The sequence below is a fragment of the Fortiea contorta PCC 7126 genome (assembly GCF_000332295.1).
Taxonomy (GTDB): domain Bacteria; phylum Cyanobacteriota; class Cyanobacteriia; order Cyanobacteriales; family Nostocaceae; genus Fortiea; species Fortiea contorta.
In genome coordinates this window covers 2,808,135-2,824,563 of record NZ_KB235930.1, presented here as the reverse complement: position 1 = coordinate 2,824,563, position 16,429 = coordinate 2,808,135, and the positions used below count along the sequence as shown (strand labels likewise).

14 protein-coding genes are annotated in these 16,429 nt (G+C 43.1%); 8 read left to right on the top strand and 6 right to left on the bottom strand.

Annotated features, from left to right (window positions below):
- Positions 1-200: 200 nt before the first annotated feature.
- The 4 genes from deoC (at position 201) to MIC7126_RS0113070 (ending at position 5,046) form a co-directional block, all read left to right on the top strand.
- Complete coding sequence (deoC, locus tag MIC7126_RS0113085) at positions 201-881, top strand: deoxyribose-phosphate aldolase (RefSeq protein ID WP_017653609.1); 681 nt, start codon at positions 201-203, stop codon at positions 879-881.
- Positions 882-1,058: 177 nt separating this feature from the next.
- Positions 1,059-1,955, top strand: coding sequence for a DNA repair protein RecO (gene recO, locus MIC7126_RS0113080; RefSeq protein WP_017653608.1), 897 nt, complete (start codon positions 1,059-1,061; stop codon positions 1,953-1,955).
- Complete coding sequence (locus MIC7126_RS0113075) at positions 1,942-3,570, top strand: MFS transporter (RefSeq protein ID WP_017653607.1); 1,629 nt, start codon at positions 1,942-1,944, stop codon at positions 3,568-3,570. The genes recO and MIC7126_RS0113075 overlap by 14 nt, the downstream gene beginning before the upstream one ends.
- A gap of 327 nt (positions 3,571-3,897) precedes the next feature.
- Entirely contained in the window at positions 3,898-5,046 is a 1,149-nt protein-coding gene (locus tag MIC7126_RS0113070; RefSeq protein ID WP_017653606.1) for a glycosyltransferase family 4 protein, read from the top strand.
- Between the two features lie 832 nt (positions 5,047-5,878).
- Here the strand turns inward: MIC7126_RS0113070 and MIC7126_RS0113060 are convergent.
- Positions 5,879-7,963 carry an amylo-alpha-1,6-glucosidase gene (locus MIC7126_RS0113060; RefSeq protein WP_017653604.1) on the bottom strand — a complete coding sequence of 695 codons (2,085 nt, stop codon included), beginning with the start codon at positions 7,961-7,963 and terminating at the stop codon, positions 5,879-5,881.
- Positions 7,964-8,156: 193 nt separating this feature from the next.
- Between MIC7126_RS0113060 and MIC7126_RS0113055 the strand changes: the two genes are divergently transcribed.
- The 4 genes from MIC7126_RS0113055 to MIC7126_RS0113040 all read left to right on the top strand — a co-directional run bounded on the left by MIC7126_RS0113055 (position 8,157) and on the right by MIC7126_RS0113040 (position 10,723).
- Complete coding sequence (locus MIC7126_RS0113055) at positions 8,157-8,768, top strand: peroxiredoxin (protein ID WP_017653603.1); 612 nt, start codon at positions 8,157-8,159, stop codon at positions 8,766-8,768.
- Between the two features lie 183 nt (positions 8,769-8,951).
- Positions 8,952-9,494 (top strand): peroxiredoxin family protein, encoded by a 543-nt coding sequence (locus MIC7126_RS0113050; protein ID WP_026100224.1) that lies wholly within the window; start codon positions 8,952-8,954, stop codon positions 9,492-9,494.
- Between the two features lie 72 nt (positions 9,495-9,566).
- The gene (locus MIC7126_RS0113045; protein ID WP_017653601.1) at positions 9,567-10,037 is read left to right on the top strand and encodes a DUF29 domain-containing protein; all 471 of its coding nucleotides are present in this window, start codon (positions 9,567-9,569) and stop codon (positions 10,035-10,037) included.
- A 20-nt stretch (positions 10,038-10,057) separates the two neighbouring features.
- On the top strand, positions 10,058-10,723 hold the full coding sequence (locus tag MIC7126_RS0113040; protein ID WP_017653600.1) for a glutathione S-transferase family protein: 666 nt from the start codon (positions 10,058-10,060) through the stop codon (positions 10,721-10,723).
- Between the two features lie 54 nt (positions 10,724-10,777).
- On the opposite strand, the gene MIC7126_RS0113035 is transcribed toward MIC7126_RS0113040, so the two are convergent.
- From MIC7126_RS0113035 to MIC7126_RS0113015, 5 genes are all read right to left on the bottom strand, one after another.
- A complete protein-coding gene (locus MIC7126_RS0113035) occupies positions 10,778-11,773 on the bottom strand; it encodes a DnaJ C-terminal domain-containing protein (RefSeq protein WP_017653599.1) in 996 nt (331 codons plus the stop codon).
- Positions 11,774-11,942: 169 nt separating this feature from the next.
- Entirely contained in the window at positions 11,943-12,404 is a 462-nt protein-coding gene (locus MIC7126_RS0113030; RefSeq protein ID WP_017653598.1) for an AAA family ATPase, read from the bottom strand.
- A gap of 116 nt (positions 12,405-12,520) precedes the next feature.
- Complete coding sequence (locus tag MIC7126_RS0113025) at positions 12,521-13,810, bottom strand: glucose-1-phosphate adenylyltransferase (protein WP_017653597.1); 1,290 nt, start codon at positions 13,808-13,810, stop codon at positions 12,521-12,523.
- Positions 13,811-13,953: 143 nt separating this feature from the next.
- Positions 13,954-14,253, bottom strand: coding sequence for a hypothetical protein (locus MIC7126_RS0113020; protein ID WP_017653596.1), 300 nt, complete (start codon positions 14,251-14,253; stop codon positions 13,954-13,956).
- A gap of 183 nt (positions 14,254-14,436) precedes the next feature.
- Complete coding sequence (locus MIC7126_RS0113015) at positions 14,437-16,164, bottom strand: S8 family peptidase (RefSeq protein ID WP_017653595.1); 1,728 nt, start codon at positions 16,162-16,164, stop codon at positions 14,437-14,439.
- Positions 16,165-16,429 lie beyond the last annotated feature (265 nt).

The following is a 16,429-nucleotide window of genomic DNA, read 5'->3' as shown; positions in this document are numbered from 1 at the left end:
TCTATATTTCATATTCCTAACCTTGCATCTGTCTGATGTCAACTTAAACACCTACGGGAATCTGGGTAACGATGTAGAGCCGACATACTAAGCCCGCTAAGTGGCGTGTCTTCAGGATATATTCGTAAATAAATATGGTTTAATTTATAAAAAATGTCTTAATTTTTTATAAACTTTAATAAACATCAATAAAAATCACAATGGCAGCAGACTATCCGGACATTGATATTGCGCCATTTATCGATCACGCCCTGTTAGTGCCAACGGCTACCCCAGAGCAGGTTGAGCAATGGTGTGAAGAAGCATACAGATTTAATTTTGCGGCGGTTTGTATTCACCCCGCCCATGTGCGCTTGGCGGTAGAATTACTTCACGGCAAAAATCCCCAAGTCTGTACGGTGATTGGCTTTCCTGGAGGGGCGACAACTTCAGCCGTGAAGCTGTATGAGGCTCAAGAAGCGGTGGAGAACGGAGCCACTGAGTTGGATGTTGTGATCAACTTGGGCTGGTTAAAAGCTGGCAAAACTGAGCAGGTACACAAGGAGATTGCCGAAATTTGTGAGGAGACGGGAAAAACTGTCAAGGTAATTTTAGAAACTAATTTATTGACAGATGCTGAAAAAAAGCTGGCTGCAGAACTATCTATGGAAGCAGGCGCAGCATTCTTAAAAACCGGTACAGGTTGGAATGGGGGTGCGACAGTGGCGGATGTGCGACTTTTGAAAGAAGTGGTGCGAGAAAGGGTAGGAATTAAAGCTGCAGGTGGTATTCACACCGTGAGCCAAGCCCTAGACTTAATCTTAGCGGGTGCGACTAGATTAGGCACTTCTCGCAGTATCGATTTGATCCGCCAGCGCGATAACCTGGAGAAGGGTGAATAGTCATTTGTCATTTGTCCTTTGTCCTAGCCCGTGAGTTTGCTTTTAGGTGTTTTCGGACTACAAAGCAAAACTCGAAAAGTAAAGTAGCTGCTGGTACGTCTCCAGTTATTTGTCCTTGTCTCATCTCGATGACCAACGACCAATAACCAATGACTCATCACCAATGACCAATGACTAATGAGTAGAACTTATAAAGCGACAGGAATTAATCTCAAAGCCCAGACCCTGGGTGAATCGGATAGAATAGTAACAATTTTGACAAGGGAGTTTGGTTTGATTCGAGTAGTTGCCCCTGGAGCACGTAAGCACAACTCTAGCCTGGGTGGTAGGAGTGGGATGTTTGTAGTCAATGAACTACTGATTGCCCAAGGGCGATCGCTCGATAAAATTACACAAGCACAAACGTTAAAAACTTATCCGGGTCTTGCTAAAGATTTGGGCAAATTAGCTGCTAGCCAGTATCTAGCAGAGATAGTCCTGTGTCAAGCTTTGAGTGAACAACCCCAAGAAGAACTTTATGACCTATTCAATCAACATTTAGAGCAACTAGAAGCATTATCCAGCAGAGATGTCGCCTCTATTTTCCCCATTCTGGCTCATGGAGTGTTTCGACTCCTAGCTTTGGCGGGATTGACACCCCAGGTACAACTTTGTTGCTTAACTCAGCGTCCCCTCATCCCAGATTTGATCGAGCCTAACTGGCAAGTAGGATTTAGTATCCCTGCTGGGGGAACAATTTGTTTAGAAGCTTGGGAAAATTTGCGCCGAGAGAGACAAAAGGGAAGACAAATAAATTCTCCTATCTCCCCAAGCGCCTCTAGCCCCAGTTACCAAACAGTTGTCCACCAGCAAGAAATACCTGTGATTTCTACTCGCTTAAGTGCTATGGAACTTGCTATACTCCAGCATCTATCGCCACCAGAGATAATGTCTGTGAATGCAGCCAATCATGAGAACTGGTTATCTGTTGAGCAGATTTTGCGCCAGTACACTCAGTATCATTTGGGTCGCCCTATTCGCTCCGCTACTTTGATAGATTCTTATTTTTCTGCCAACTATGATGCAACCGTCTGATTTGGATACAAAAATTCTACCTTTGCCACCAAGTTACACCAAAAAACAGAATAGGGCATCAGATTCTATAGTACCTACTCGCTTAAGTACTATTTCCAAGGCTACAGTCAGCCAAATAAATGGGCAAGAAATGTCTCCTCAAGACGTTTCTTCAGAACTAATCAAGACTGATGCTTCACCGACGGATGAAAACAGACCTGACCACCAACCGCTGACTACAGAAACAAACGGTAAAGGTAATTCTACTGGAAATGGTGTGCCAAAATCAGCTGCCTCAGGTAAAGAACCACCTGATGCCAAAGAACCTGATTTAGATAGTACGCCAACATCGAGTAATGTACAACAGGGGTTTTTACCTGTATTAAAAAATCCGAATTTCCTGGCTCTCTGGGGTGGTCAAGTTTTTTGCCAATTAGCTGATAAAGTTTATTTGGTGCTAATGATTGGTTTGATTAACACTCAGTTTCAAGCTGGCAATCAAAGCATCAGCGGTTGGGTATCAGCCTTGATGATGGCTTTTACAATTCCGGCCGTGCTATTTGGTTCGGTGGCTGGTGTATTTGTGGATCGTTGGCCGAAAAAAACGGTGCTGGTGGCGACGAATATTTGGCGGGGTATTCTGGTTTTAGCGATTCCTGTGCTGCTGTGGTTAACTCATGATTGGCAGCCATTGGGAATGTTGCCGATAGGTTTTTTAATTATTCTGGGTGTGACTTTTTTAGTATCGACACTGACACAGTTTTTCGCCCCAGCTGAACAAGCAGCAATTCCTTTAGTGGTGCAAGAACAGGATTTACTCTCCGCCAACTCTCTTTATACAACAACGATGATGGCATCGGTGATTGTTGGGTTTGCTGTGGGAGAACCGTTGTTAGCATTTGCTGGTCAACTTTGGCGACAACTGGGTGGTAGTGGTGGATTAGGTAGAGAAATTTTGGTGGGTGGAAGTTATGCGATCGCAGGGATAATTTTACTACTCTTAGTCACCAATGAAAAACCCCACGACCCCGCCACCGAATTTCCTCATGTTTTCGCCGATTTACGAGATGGATTGCGCTATCTCAAAGCCAATTATCGTGTCCGCAACGCCTTAGTACAACTGACCATCTTATTCTCTGTTTTTGCTGCCTTAACAGTTTTAGCAGTTCGCATGGCAGAAATAATTCCCCCTTTGAAAGCTTCTCAGTTTGGGTTTTTATTAGCAGCAGGTGGTGTGGGAATCGCTGGTGGTGCAACAATTCTTGGTCAATTTTGTCAACGCTTCTCCTACACTAGGCTGAGTCTTTGTGGTTGTCTAGGTATGGCAGCTGCTTTGATTGGTTTATCAATCTTTACAACACAGTTGTGGATTGTCCTAGTTTTGATAGCGCTGTTGGGTATTTTTGGTGCATTAATCGGTATACCCATGCAAACAACAATCCAAACAGAAACACCACCAGAAATGCGGGGAAAAGTTTTCGGTTTGCAAAACAATGTGATTAATATTGCTCTGTCCTTACCTTTGGCATTAGCTGGTGTGGCAGAAACTTTTGTGGGATTACAAGCAGTTTTCTTAGGATTAGCAGCGATCGTCTTCGCAGGAGGTATATTCACTTGGTACAACTCCCATCAGTAAAGGATTTGCGAGTTATTCCTGATTTAATGAAAGTTTTTGTTTTCGTGCTAGACTGAGGTCAGTATCAACTCACCGTGTACTTACTGGAAATAAACATCAATATTAACTAGAACGAGTTGTGATAAAAATAAAAATGTTAACAACTCGGCAGTGCTAATCAATAAAACCTAAATATCCTTGTTAAATAAGCCGCAAATTTTGCTTTTTGACTAAGTGAAATTGGATTTTATGGCATGAATCAGCCAGTAAGTACAACAGAGTAAAAGACAAATAATAAAGGAAATCAAGCTGATATATAAAACCTGTTGTTCTGATAGCTGATAAAGAATGCGTATAGCTTGGATTGGAAAAAAATCACCCTTTTGTGGCAATGTCACATACAGTCGAGAAATTACAAATGCCTTGTTAGACCGCGGACACGAAGTTAGTTTTCTCCACTTTGCCCAAGAAGAACCCCAACCTGATAACTGGCCAAATTTCCAAGAGGTTTCTTTACCCTTCATTTATAAGTCGCAAGTTTACACAATTCCTACATTTAAAGCGACTAAGGTATTGACCGATTCATTGCGAGAAATTAAACCAGATATCGTCCATGCTTCGCTGACTTTATCTCCTTTAGATTTCGTTTTACCAGAAATTTGTGAACAACTAAATTTACCCCTAATTGCTACTTTTCACACACCATTTGCAGGCAAAGGGGCAAAATTAATATCAGGAACACAGTATTTAGCATATCAACTCTACGCGCCTTTTTTGGGTAACTACGATCGCGTGATTGTTTTTTCCCAAGTTCAGCGCGACTTGTTAGCGCGTTTGGGTGTACCAGAAGAAAACATTGCTGTCATTCCCAACGGCGTAGATGTGGCTAAATATTCGCCAGGAACTTCTCAAGTGAAAGCGCAGTTTGCAGCTAAACGTTTATTCGTCTACCAAGGTAGAATCGCCCCAGAAAAAAACGTTGAAGCCCTTTTGCGCGCCTGGAAGCAATCAGAAATGGAGTTTGATAGCAAATTGTTGATTGTCGGTGACGGCCCTTTGAAGCCTTCCCTGCAACCATTTTATGGGATAGAATCTGGCGTAATTTGGTTAGGATTTATCGCCGACGAAAACAGGCGCATCGATATTTTGCGGGGAGCAGATGTATTTATTTTACCTTCCCTTGTCGAGGGATTATCCTTATCATTGTTAGAAGCGATGTCATCTGGATTAGCTTGTTTAGCAACAGACGTGGGCGCAGATGGAGAAGTATTGGAAAAAGGAGCAGGAGTAATTCTCAGCACAAAAACAGTGCGATCGCAATTAAGAACTCTCTTACCATTATTCCAGGATCATCAAGAGTTAACTACTCTCCTCGGACACAAAGCTAGGAAGCGTGTCCAAGAGCGATATGACCTCAGTAAAAATATTAGTCTATTAGAAAAACTATATACGGAAGTTCTGTATCAGAAGCCTGTACAATTCAGTCGTGGGATTTAGGAAAATAAGTGTTTCACAAAAGGGGTCAGAGGTTAGGGGCTAGGGAAAGACCTGTTTAATTGTCCTGGAGAGCGCGCTTGGTGGAGTCTGTTGTAAAACTATTTTTGCAGTGTCGAGGACAATGGTTTTTTTCAGTCGATTTCCCGACTTTTGCAAGTAGTCTATTGTTGGAATGTCTCATTAAATTCAGAATAAAACTTATAGTATTCCTCGTTGACCTGATTGGTATTCACCAGCTTTTTTCGCAATCTCCTAATTAAAAACTGGTCTTCATATCTCAATCTGAGACAAAGATTGATGATTTCATGGATTGTATGATCATTCAATTTGCAATCCATTTCTAATTTTTGAAAAAGAGATTCAGATATTTCGATAGTTATTTTTCTAGACATATTTGCTCAACTCTAAATAGCGAATTTGTAACCTGTCAAAATTAATTTATATAGTTTTTGTGATTAGTAAATGTCCTTATTTACCTGTTCAGTGCTAAACCTGGAATTAATGAGACTTTAAATTGACGTACCTATTCTACAAAGTTTTAAAATTTTTGTGCCACTAATGGAGAAAATTTGCTGTTTATCTGTAGCGCAAATAATAACAATTAAAAAAATAATATTTAATTTTATAAAATTTGTGTTTTTTGTAGAGTTTAGTCGATAATCAAACAATCAACCATATGTAAATATACTCTAATTTTTGCAAAATTTAATACTAAATTTAAAGAAATATACTGAAAATAGACTAGATCCATTCAAATCATAGATGTATCCAGAAGTCAATCGTGTGTTACCTGAAATCTTTGTAGAGACGTTGCATTGCAACGTCTCCAGATTCATTTGTGGATATGTTGATTAGGGAGATGGCGAATCACCTCAGCCACTGACCAAGCCTGGGCGATCGCACCTCTGGGAGCATGAGGCGCATCACCATCAAAAATCTCGGAAATAGAGCCAAGACAAGCATCACAGAGAAAATGCTCTAGCAAAGGTTGCCAATCAAATGGTAATGGTACTTGTGGATAAAAACGCTGCCAAGCCCGGCTAAAGGGGCCAATCAGCCAACACCAAACAGTACCTTGATGATAAGCGCGATCGCGTTCTTTGGGATTGCCCAGATATTTTCCCATATACTGGGGGTCGCCAGGATCGAGAGTCCGCAGCCCATAGGGAGTTAATAAGCTGGAAGTTGCTCGATCAAGTATTTGACATCCTTGTTGTGGCGAAAACCCACAATGGTGTAACGACAAAGCCAAAACAGCATTGGGGCGGATCTGGGAATTCCGGCGATCGTCCGGCTCAATGGTGTCATATAAGTAACAAAGTTTGGGATTCCAGAACTTTTGCAGCGAAGCTTTCACCTGTTGTGCTTGCTGGGCGTAACGCTGTCCTTGATTAGCAAGACGCACCGCCGAACTACCAGACTCTAATTCGCTCAATTTTTTTGCCCATTGACTCCCCCAACATAAAGCTGAGTACCACAAAGCGTTAATTTCTACCGGCTTACCAAGGCGGGGTGTGACAGGTTGTCCCTCCACCACTGCATCCATCCAAGTCAAGGCTACACCGCGAGCATCCCAGCCAATCAGCCCATCAGTAGCATCAGCTTGAATGTTATAACGAGTACCGCCTAAAAATGCTTTGTGAATTTGCTGGACTACGGGGAATTGCTCGGCTAAAAACTGCCAATCTTGAGTAGCTTCCAAATACAGCCCTAATGTTTCTATCCACCACAGCGCCGCATCAATACTGTTATAAAACGGTTCGCCGCCAATATCTGGAAATGCATTAGGAATCAAACCGTGGCGACAGTATCGGCCAAAAGTTTGCAATAACCCTTTTGCTAAATCAAAACGTTGAGTAACTAAGGCTAAACCGGGTAAGGAAATGAGGGTATCTCGTCCCCAATCGTTGAACCAATGATAACCAGCAATGACCGTGGGGCCAGCAATTGAAGCTCGATAGACGATAAATTGATCGCTGGCTCGTAGTAGTTGTGACCAAAGGGAAGATTGAAGTAATTCTCCTGTGATACTCGGTGGAAAAATTTGCTGAAGCCGTTGTTGTTCTGCTTCCACAGATGTGGTAAAAGTTTCCGGACTCAAAGCTGCTTGTAGTGGATTGGGGAAACCCACCTGCGCGGCTAAGGTAACTGTGTCTCCTGGCTGCAGGGGAACTGTTAAGTAACCGGGGCTATAAAGGGTTTCACCATCGCCTAATCCTCGCTGGGTTTCTTCTGGTAAACTATAATGCCAGTACCATAGTGGGTCTGGTTTATACTCTCCTTTTGTCCAGCGCAAGTGCCAGGGTGTACCAAAACCTTCAGTAGTTACCGCTTGTAGGCAGACTTGCTGTGGTAATAACAGTTGAGAAAATTGTAATCCTGGGTGAGCTATTTGTTGGTGATGAAAATTGCGATCGCCAATCAACAGCCTCAGGTTCAAAATTCCTAAGTCTGTGCCTTCATAACGGTAATGGATCAGCAGGCGATGACAAAATTCGTCGGCTACAGGGTTAAGGGGACAAGCCGAAAAGGGTAAATCTATTTTCGTTTCCTCGGTGGTGCTGCTCACCTCCCCTACTAAACCGTAGGGCATGATTAATTGTCTACTCAAGACCCACTCATCTTCACCCCAAACCCATTTCGGAACTGGGTTAATATCAAAAGAGCGCAGTAGTTGATAGCCAGTTGGATCAATTTCACCTCCGCTCCAATAATTAGTCCCCAGTGCCACAACTTTTCCTTTAACTTCCAGGCTGGCGTCCAGGTGCGAAAATAGCAAGGTGCGCTCAGAAGGCGGATTTGTCGCGGCAAATAGCCAACCGTGATAGGCACGTGTGCGAGCATCAGCAACTGTACCACTGGCAAAACTGCCTAAGCCATTAGTTAGTAACCATTCTCTTGTATCTAAATTGTCCATCGGCTACTCAAAATCGTTATGACTATGATATAGTCGTAACAGATCGTAATTAAACTGTGAAACAGACCCCAAGGAAAGGTTAGCCAGACCGGGGGAACTGTTCATCCCAAGGGTGACACGTGGAAGGGTGAGTTTTACCTAACCCGAATCGCAACGCTAGTAAATGAATATAAGTTGAAGGAGAATTAGGTTAATGTCCCTCACTTACGGAACAGAAGGAAGCCTCCGCGTTGGTCAACAGGCTCCAGACTTTACAGCTACAGCTGTAGTGGATCAAGAATTTAAGACCATTAAACTTTCCGACTATCGTGGTAAGTACGTTGTCTTATTTTTCTATCCTCTAGACTTTACCTTTGTTTGTCCCACTGAAATCACAGCATTTAGCGATCGCTACGAAGAATTCAAGAAAATTAATACGGAAATTCTTGGAGCTTCCGTAGATAGCGAGTTTTCCCACCTTGCTTGGATTCAAACCGATCGCAAATCTGGTGGTGTTGGCGACTTGAATTATCCCTTAGTTGCTGACATTAGAAAAGAGATTAGCGCCGCTTACAACGTCCTCGACCCAGCAGCAGGTATTGCCTTACGCGGTCTGTTCATCATCGATAAAGATGGTATCATCCAGCACGCGACAATCAACAACCTCGCTTTTGGTCGTAGCGTTGATGAAACCTTGCGGACATTGCAAGCAATTCAGTACGTACAATCCCACCCAGACGAAGTTTGCCCTGCAGGTTGGCAACCAGGCGACCAAACAATGGTTCCCGATCCTGTTAAGTCCAAAGTTTACTTCTCTGCCGTTTAAATTTTGCTAGTTGAACAACTCCCAAGTGAACAACTCCCAAGTATTTGACTGGGATCAACTGCAACATCAATTTTAACCACAGAACAGCACACCTCAACACAGATATATACCCATCAGTGTTAAATTACGTGTTGATCTGTGGTTTTTTTGGATCATAGTAAAGAAATAATTACAAATAAAATTATGCTGACTTCAACTGACTTTAGGGGCTTATTTAATGAGCGTTTCTTCCGCAACTTTTTACCAATTCCTGCCACAAATACTCTCAGACTAGAAATAGGCACACCGGATTTTCAATTGCCAGATATTACTAACGGTACCTTGGTAAAATTATCAAATTACCGAGGTAAACAGCCAGTATTACTCGCCTTCACTCGGATATTTACTGAAAAGCAATATTGCCCATTTTGCTTTCCTCATATTAAAGCTTTGAATGAGAATTATAGCGAATTTAAAAATCGAGGCATCGAAGTTTTATTAATTACTAGCACCGACGAAAGGCAGAGTCAAATCGTCGTCAAAGATTTAGGATTACAAATGCCATTACTGAGTGACCCCGGTTGTTATGTGTTTCGGAAATACGAAGTTGGGCAAGCATTGGGAGCACCTTTACCAGCACAGTTTGTGTTAGATCAAGAAGGCAAACTGCGTTATAAACACTTGTTTTCTTTTTTGGATCATAACGCTAGTATTGAAACATTATTAGGCAAATTTAATTGCACATAAATAGAGCGGTGTTAATCAAGCTAATTGATGAAAGTGTTATTTCTTATTTAGCAATCAAAAATAGGAGATTTTATGCCAGAAATTGACTCAAATATCAATTTAAAAAACCTTTATGAAATTGACGAAAGTCTCTGGCTAGAAGAAACAATTAAGCTATTAAAATCTAGACATCTAGAAAAATTAGATTTGGAAAACTTAATTGAGGAACTAGAAAATTTGAGTCGTCGAGACAAAGCCAAGGTAGCTAGTTTATTAGAACAAATAATTAGACATTTGTTGTTGCTGCAATTTTGGCAAAAAGAATCTGAAACTAATTCCGCACACTGGAAAGCAGAAATTAGAAGTTTTAGAACTCAGTTAAAGAGAAATTTGACAACAAATTTACATCAATATTTAGAAAAAGAACTAACATCTATTTATGATGATGCATTAGGATATGTAATTGAGAAAACAGAGGGTAAACTAGACAGCTTACCTCAAGACTGTGCTTACACATTAGAGCAGTTACTTGATATTAGTTATTTACCAGAAAAGTTAACATAGGTAAAAACAAGAAAAATTTTATGCTGACACTTTATCATGCACCGATTTCGCCTAACTCCCGTCGCGTCTGGATTACTCTCATCGAAAAAGGACTGGAGTTTGAATTAGTAGAAATTAAATTAAATGAAGAGCAATTTACACCAGAATTTCTCGCAATTAACCCTTTGCATCACATTCCAGCTTTAGTGGATGACGATTTTAAAATAATTGAATCTCTAGCAATTTTAGATTATTTAGAGGTCAAGTACCCGAAACCTGCGATGTTGCCGACAGAGGCCAAAGATTTAGCGATCGCTAGGATGGTACAATTAGTAACAGTGAATGAACTTTTACCAGCGACTACCGTATTTTTACCTCAAGTGCTCGGCTTACCCGGAGAGAACCCAGAAAAAATCGAGCAAGCCAAGCAAAAAATTTCCGTAGTCATGAAATTATTAGAAAGCCTACATGACCAGCGCCCTTATTTTGGTAGCGAACAGCTAACCTTAGCTGACGTAGTAGCGGGAACCGTCGTACCCTGGTTGCCAATAATAGGTATTCCCCTCAATGATTATCCCAAAATGCAGGCTTGGTGCGATCGCTTAATTGCCCGCCCATCTTGGCAAACCACCGAAACCACACCAGAAGCAATGGAAGCTTTTAAAGCCGTGTTCATGGCGAGGATGACTCCAGCTTCTGCAGTCTAAATATCATCACCCATACAGAGACGCTAAATTTAGCGTCTCTACATTTGCAAACACTTACAACTTAATTTGCTGTAAATGGCTGCGGGGATTATAAGTACGTATAGCCCGGATTTTTTCATAATACTCCCGCTCTTGTGGGCTGAGTTCCTTTGGTGGGACAATCGCCACCTTGACCAACTGGTCACCGCGTCCACCCTTAGCTAAAGGCCAACCCTTACCCCGGAGGCGCAGTGATTGACCAGAACGCACACCAGCGGGAAGCTTGACGTTCACCAAACCATCAGGGGTAGGTACATCGATTGTCGCGCCGAGGGTAGCTTCATCTGGTGTAATCGGCATTTCACAGACAAGATTATCCCCTTCAATTTGGAAAAATGTATGGGGCTGGAGTTCCACCTTGAGATATAAATCTCCCCGTTGTTGAGTCGCTGGGTTAATTTGACCTTTACCGCGCACCCGCAAGCGAGTACCAGATTTAGCGCCACCGGGAATCCGCACATCAATAGTTTCGTTACCCAAACTAAAACGCTTTTGAATTCCTGCAAAAGCTTCCGCAAAAGTCAAGGAAATTGGGGCTTCAATATCTTGAGCAGCACCCCCACCGACATCTTGAAAGCCAAAGTCATTAAATCCACCAAAACCACTGGGTCTACCAGTGGAGGTACGATAAGAATAGCTCTGACTTGCACCGCGCGGGCTACCACCGCCAAAACGCCCTAGCAACTCATTGACGAAATCATCAAAACTACCATATTGACTGAAGTCAAAACCGCCCATATCCACCCCAGCACCACCACCGGGGAAGCCTTCGCCTGCTTGTTTCCAATATTGACCAAATTGGTCATATTTTTTGCGTTTATCTGGGTCTGACAACACCTCGTAGGCTTCATTAATTTCTTTAAAGCTGGCTTCGGCTTGCTTATTACCTGGGTTGACATCTGGGTGAAACTTGCGGGCGAGTTTACGAAAAGCTTGTTTAATTTCTTCTGGACTGGCAGTCTTACTGACTCCCAAAATTGCATAATAGTCTTTGAAGTCGGTTGCAGCCATCTACCAGCCTCCTCTAAAAATTTCTGTTATGTTCTTTTTCTAGGATGTAAGATTTGCTCTTTGGCGGGTATAATGCCGAGCAAATAGATTCTGATTTTAAATTAACAAACATTGCTAACAATCAAGTGGGGTTCTCGCTCACCACACCAGAGCAATTTCCGTACTGTCGTCAGGGGGAAAAACGTATCAAACAGTCTAATCCCTCGACCACGTTTGGGGGAGCATCCCGCAATTGGCGATGCATTCGCAAGATAATTTCTTCGGGAACCCGACGGAGACGTTTTTTATTGCGTGCTAAACACAGCCACACAGGCGTATCTAACCACATGCCGGTAATGTGAGTAAAGCCGAAGTCGCGGGCGGTGGAAATTAGTTCTCGACGGTGGCGTCTTTGGGCGTTGGTGGCGTCATAAATTGCTGTTTGGCGTGAGATTATAGCCGATTGTAACTGTCGGTGAGTTTCTCTGGCGACTAGTAGCCACGGCCCTTGAGTCGCTTCACTACCAAATAATCGCCCCCGAATTGCATCTGTGGAAATTAGCTGCATTTGGGGGCGTTGTGCTAGTAATTGTGTTGCTAAAGTTGATTTCCCACTACCGGGAAGACCAATTAGCAGTATGAGTTGTGTCATTTGTCAAGAGTCGAAAGTCAAAAATATCTAGTTTTTTGAACCCTTAATCCTTGACCGTGCCAGTTTTATTTGGCGAACACTGGCTGTAAAACGGATTTCAATCGAAATTCGATTGACTAAATAATCGTCCCATCCGGGATGACTGCATTCTTCAGGACGACGGTAATACCGCTGCGAATGTAGAAACCTTGACTTTCTCGCTCTGCTTCTTGGACATTATCTTTGTTGATAATTTTGACATCGTGACCGATGCGAGCGTTTTTATCAATGATGGCGCGGCGAATGATACTATCTGTACCGATGCCAACAGGAATGTCACCTTTCTCGATGCTACATTGACGCTCTACAGAAGCTTGGTAATAGTCAGCGCCCATAATTAGAGAATCTTCAATGATGCTACCAGATTCAATGCGCGATCGCACTCCCAAAACTGAGTGTTCAATCCGGCAATTTTTCAAAATACAACCTTCACCAATCATCGATTGTCTGATTTGGCAATCTAATAGTTTGCTCGGAGGTAAGTAGCGAGCGCGGGTATAAATTGGTGCTTCTTCGTCGTAAAAACTAAAAGGTGGTAGAGGTTGCTGAGTCAGCGCTAAATTGGCATTATAAAAGGCTTCAATCGTGCCGATATCTTCCCAGTAACCATCAAATAGGTAAGCTTGGACGTTGTAATCTTTAGCAGCATCGGGAATAATTTCCTTACCAAAATCAGTCCGTTCTAAAGATTCTTTCAACAACTTGATGAGGATATCTTTCTTGAAAACATAAATCCCCATCGAGGCGATGTATGGTTGGAGTGCAGCCTGTTCCTGGTTCAATCCGAGGATAGTAGTATCGACGCGCATTTGAGCTAATGCATCGCCTTTGGGTTTTTCACTGAAGTCAATTACCCTACCGGATTGATCGATTTTCATCAAGCCAAAATCCGAAGCGCGGCGATCGTCGATGGGAATCACTGAGAGAGTAATATCAGCGTTAGTTTCCCGATGGCGCTGGACGAACTGACGATAATCCATGCGGTAGAGGTGATCACCGGAGAGGATTAAAAATTCTTCGGCGTCCCATTCTTCCAGTAACCACAAATACTGACGCACCGCATCAGCTGTACCTTGGAACCAGTTAGGGTTTTCTGGGGTTTGTTGTGCTGCTAAGACTTCCACAAAACCATCGCTGAAACCACTAAAATTGTAAGCGCGGGCGATATGGCGATTCAAAGAAGCTGAGTTGAATTGCGTTAAAACGTAGATTTTATATATTTCGGAATTTATGCAGTTGCTGACGGGGATATCAATTAAACGATACTTACCCGCAACTGGTACTGCGGGTTTAGCACGTAATTTAGTTAACGGATAAAGCCGTGTACCCGCGCCACCACCAAGAATGATTGCTAAAACTTTTTTCACAAGATGTCTCCCAGCTGCCTTTCAACTCTCACCTACAGTTTAGGACTGTCTGCCGCTACAGGTAAGGGGGGGATCAAAGATTATCTGGAGTGAATTTTATAAAATCCGCCGATTTAGACACGCTGAATTTGAAGATAAGTTGATTAAATGCCCGGTCTACCTGGACTTAACCTTCTATTAACCAAGTGCAGTTGTTGTGACAGTTTGAGATATTGTACCCAAGGTTGCTCTGATAACTGAGAAATTGCATTTGGTGAGAGCGTAGCTGTGAAAGTATCTTGGCCGCTGGTAGCACCGCTGACGCCTAGGTTAGCTAAAATAGCCACTGCGTCGTCGTCTATAGCTGTGGTTGTGTGAATAAAAACCGTTAGACTAGATGCTTCCGCATTGGGAACATCATTCAGAGCGATCGCTAAAGCTGCGTCTAATTTTTGATAATTCATAAGTAATAAGTTAAGTCAAAGACTCGACACGCTACTACATCCGCATCAGATTTTTCGGGAAATCGTATTACCTAAATTAAAAGGGCTGGCAATTTTCAGCCAACCCTAGGAATAACTTATCAAATTTCTCGGTTTTAATTACCTACCCTTTTACAGACGTAATATATACTTTTCTCCGTCCAATTACAGATTGGCAGCATTAATCACACCAAAACCCCATTTACTGTCAAAGGCGCCTGGGGGTTTTCCCGGTATTGAACTATTTTTACGTAGCAATTCTTTCACCTTCACCGGGTCAAGCTTGGGGTCGCGCTGCAATAAAAGTGCAACTAAACCCGTGACAAATGGTGTCGCCATACTGGTACCAGCCATAGCCACAAACTTAGAATTAACCATCATCGAGCGATCGCCGCCAGCATCTGCAGACAGAGTGGAAACAATCATAGCACCCGGTGCGGCTACATCTGGCTTCTGAGCATTATTACGCAGCGGCCCCTCACTACTAAACTCAGAAATGGTGTCCAACTCCATACCCATTTCTCTAACTTGACGATCAATATCTGTGTACTTCACCTTAGTGGTATAAGCAGCCACCGTCACCGCACTACTAGCAGCACCAGGGGAACCAATTTTCATGCAATCTTGAATACTAGAACCTGTAAAAAATACCGACGAGCGATCGTCAAGCGTCCATACATCTAAACGTGTATTCTTGGCAGTAGTATTACGTACCCGCAATTGCCAAATACCCCCCATTACCAGAGAAGGGCCATTACCGCGAATCTGCACAAAGAAATTATGATCACCATTAGCTTTATCTGGTGGTGGTGTGACAATTTCTACCCTCGCATCAGGTAACTGGTAATTTTGAGTAGGATTACCGTTGGCGATAATTTTTTGGAAGGGAGTGACAAAACCATTAGGACTCCGCAGAGAAACTTCCAACTGACTATCGCGGGAGTACCAACCATTCAACCAGACAATCCCTACTTGATTCAACGGTACATTAAAGCGCATCCCATGAGTGCGTTGAGCACCCACTGTCGCTTGTCCATGAATATTATCATTGCCCTCGTTACCTGCAGCACAGCAAACAATTCTTCCTGGCCCAGATTCAGCGTCAATAATTTTTGAGAGAGAATCGCTACCGTCGTGGGCGTCAGCGTGTCCACCCAAACTGAGATTCACGACCACGGGGCGTTTCAACTCCCTAGCCACCCGGAACACATAACGAACAGCGTCAGCAATGTGAGCATCTTGCAAATCAGATTTGACCACGACTAATTCTGCTTCCGGCGCGACACCGCCATAAGTCGCATCCGCACCAGCCGCAATTCCCGCTACATGGGTACCATGACCATCAGTATCCTGGGAAATTGTCAATTGCGCGCCTGTGAATTCCGCCCCGTAATCGCCCTCCTTCACTCCCGGCCCTGGGAGGGTCTGATCCCAAATGCGTAAAATTCGATTAGCGAAGGCGGGATGTTTGGGGTCAATACCGCTGTCTACAACGCCGATGATGACGCCCTTACCAGTCAATCCGGTTTTTTTCTTGAAATTAGGTAATTGCACCTTGCCAGGGGCAACATCCATCCGCAACTGCATTTTGCGTGAGGGCTTAATCCGTTGGATGAGATCATCTTCCGATAAAGCATCCAAGCTTTCTATGGGTAAGAAAGCGGTTCTCACCGTACCTGAGTTTTGATTGACGCGAATTCCGTACTGTTCCAGATAACTCAAGTCTGCGTCAGCGTCGCAGTAGAGAAAAACTACGCTTTTGCTAGGTTTGACAGCACTTTTAGGAGCAATTATACCTAGCGATCGCCTGTGGGGAATTAGTGCTTGCTCTCCTCCATTTTGATAATCTGTAAAAGCGAGTAATAAACCGGGTGAAAGTTTTTCGTGTCTCATTCTTTACTCTCAGTGATGTATTGATTGTCAGTTGTCATTGGTCATTAGTAATTTGTCAATGGTTCCACGCCCCTAAAGGGGTTAGGAGTGAGGGAGTAGGGAGTAGGGGTGAGGGATTATGAAAAGACCTACTTGATTGCAGTTAGCTTTTCCAGAAAAGAGATTACTACTTTTCTGGAGGTGAGGGAGTTAGAGAAAGACCTACTTGATTGTTCCTTATCAGCGTGAGTGGTGGAGTCTATTGCAAAGCTCCTTTTGCGCTTTT

Coding starts and splice junctions, on each gene's coding strand:
- MIC7126_RS0113045 (WP_017653601.1), top strand. CDS start 9,567: ATGCCAGAAATTGACTCAAATATCAATTTAAAAAACCTTTATGAAATT.
- MIC7126_RS0113040 (WP_017653600.1), top strand. CDS start 10,058: ATGCTGACACTTTATCATGCACCGATTTCGCCTAACTCCCGTCGCGTC.
- MIC7126_RS0113070 (WP_017653606.1), top strand. CDS start 3,898: ATGCGTATAGCTTGGATTGGAAAAAAATCACCCTTTTGTGGCAATGTC.
- MIC7126_RS0113015 (WP_017653595.1), bottom strand. CDS start 16,164: ATGAGACACGAAAAACTTTCACCCGGTTTATTACTCGCTTTTACAGAT.
- MIC7126_RS0113035 (WP_017653599.1), bottom strand. CDS start 11,773: ATGGCTGCAACCGACTTCAAAGACTATTATGCAATTTTGGGAGTCAGT.
- MIC7126_RS0113020 (WP_017653596.1), bottom strand. CDS start 14,253: ATGAATTATCAAAAATTAGACGCAGCTTTAGCGATCGCTCTGAATGAT.
- MIC7126_RS0113050 (WP_026100224.1), top strand. CDS start 8,952: ATGCTGACTTCAACTGACTTTAGGGGCTTATTTAATGAGCGTTTCTTC.
- MIC7126_RS0113030 (WP_017653598.1), bottom strand. CDS start 12,404: ATGACACAACTCATACTGCTAATTGGTCTTCCCGGTAGTGGGAAATCA.
- recO (WP_017653608.1), top strand. CDS start 1,059: ATGAGTAGAACTTATAAAGCGACAGGAATTAATCTCAAAGCCCAGACC.
- deoC (WP_017653609.1), top strand. CDS start 201: ATGGCAGCAGACTATCCGGACATTGATATTGCGCCATTTATCGATCAC.
- MIC7126_RS0113055 (WP_017653603.1), top strand. CDS start 8,157: ATGTCCCTCACTTACGGAACAGAAGGAAGCCTCCGCGTTGGTCAACAG.
- MIC7126_RS0113075 (WP_017653607.1), top strand. CDS start 1,942: ATGCAACCGTCTGATTTGGATACAAAAATTCTACCTTTGCCACCAAGT.
- MIC7126_RS0113060 (WP_017653604.1), bottom strand. CDS start 7,963: ATGGACAATTTAGATACAAGAGAATGGTTACTAACTAATGGCTTAGGC.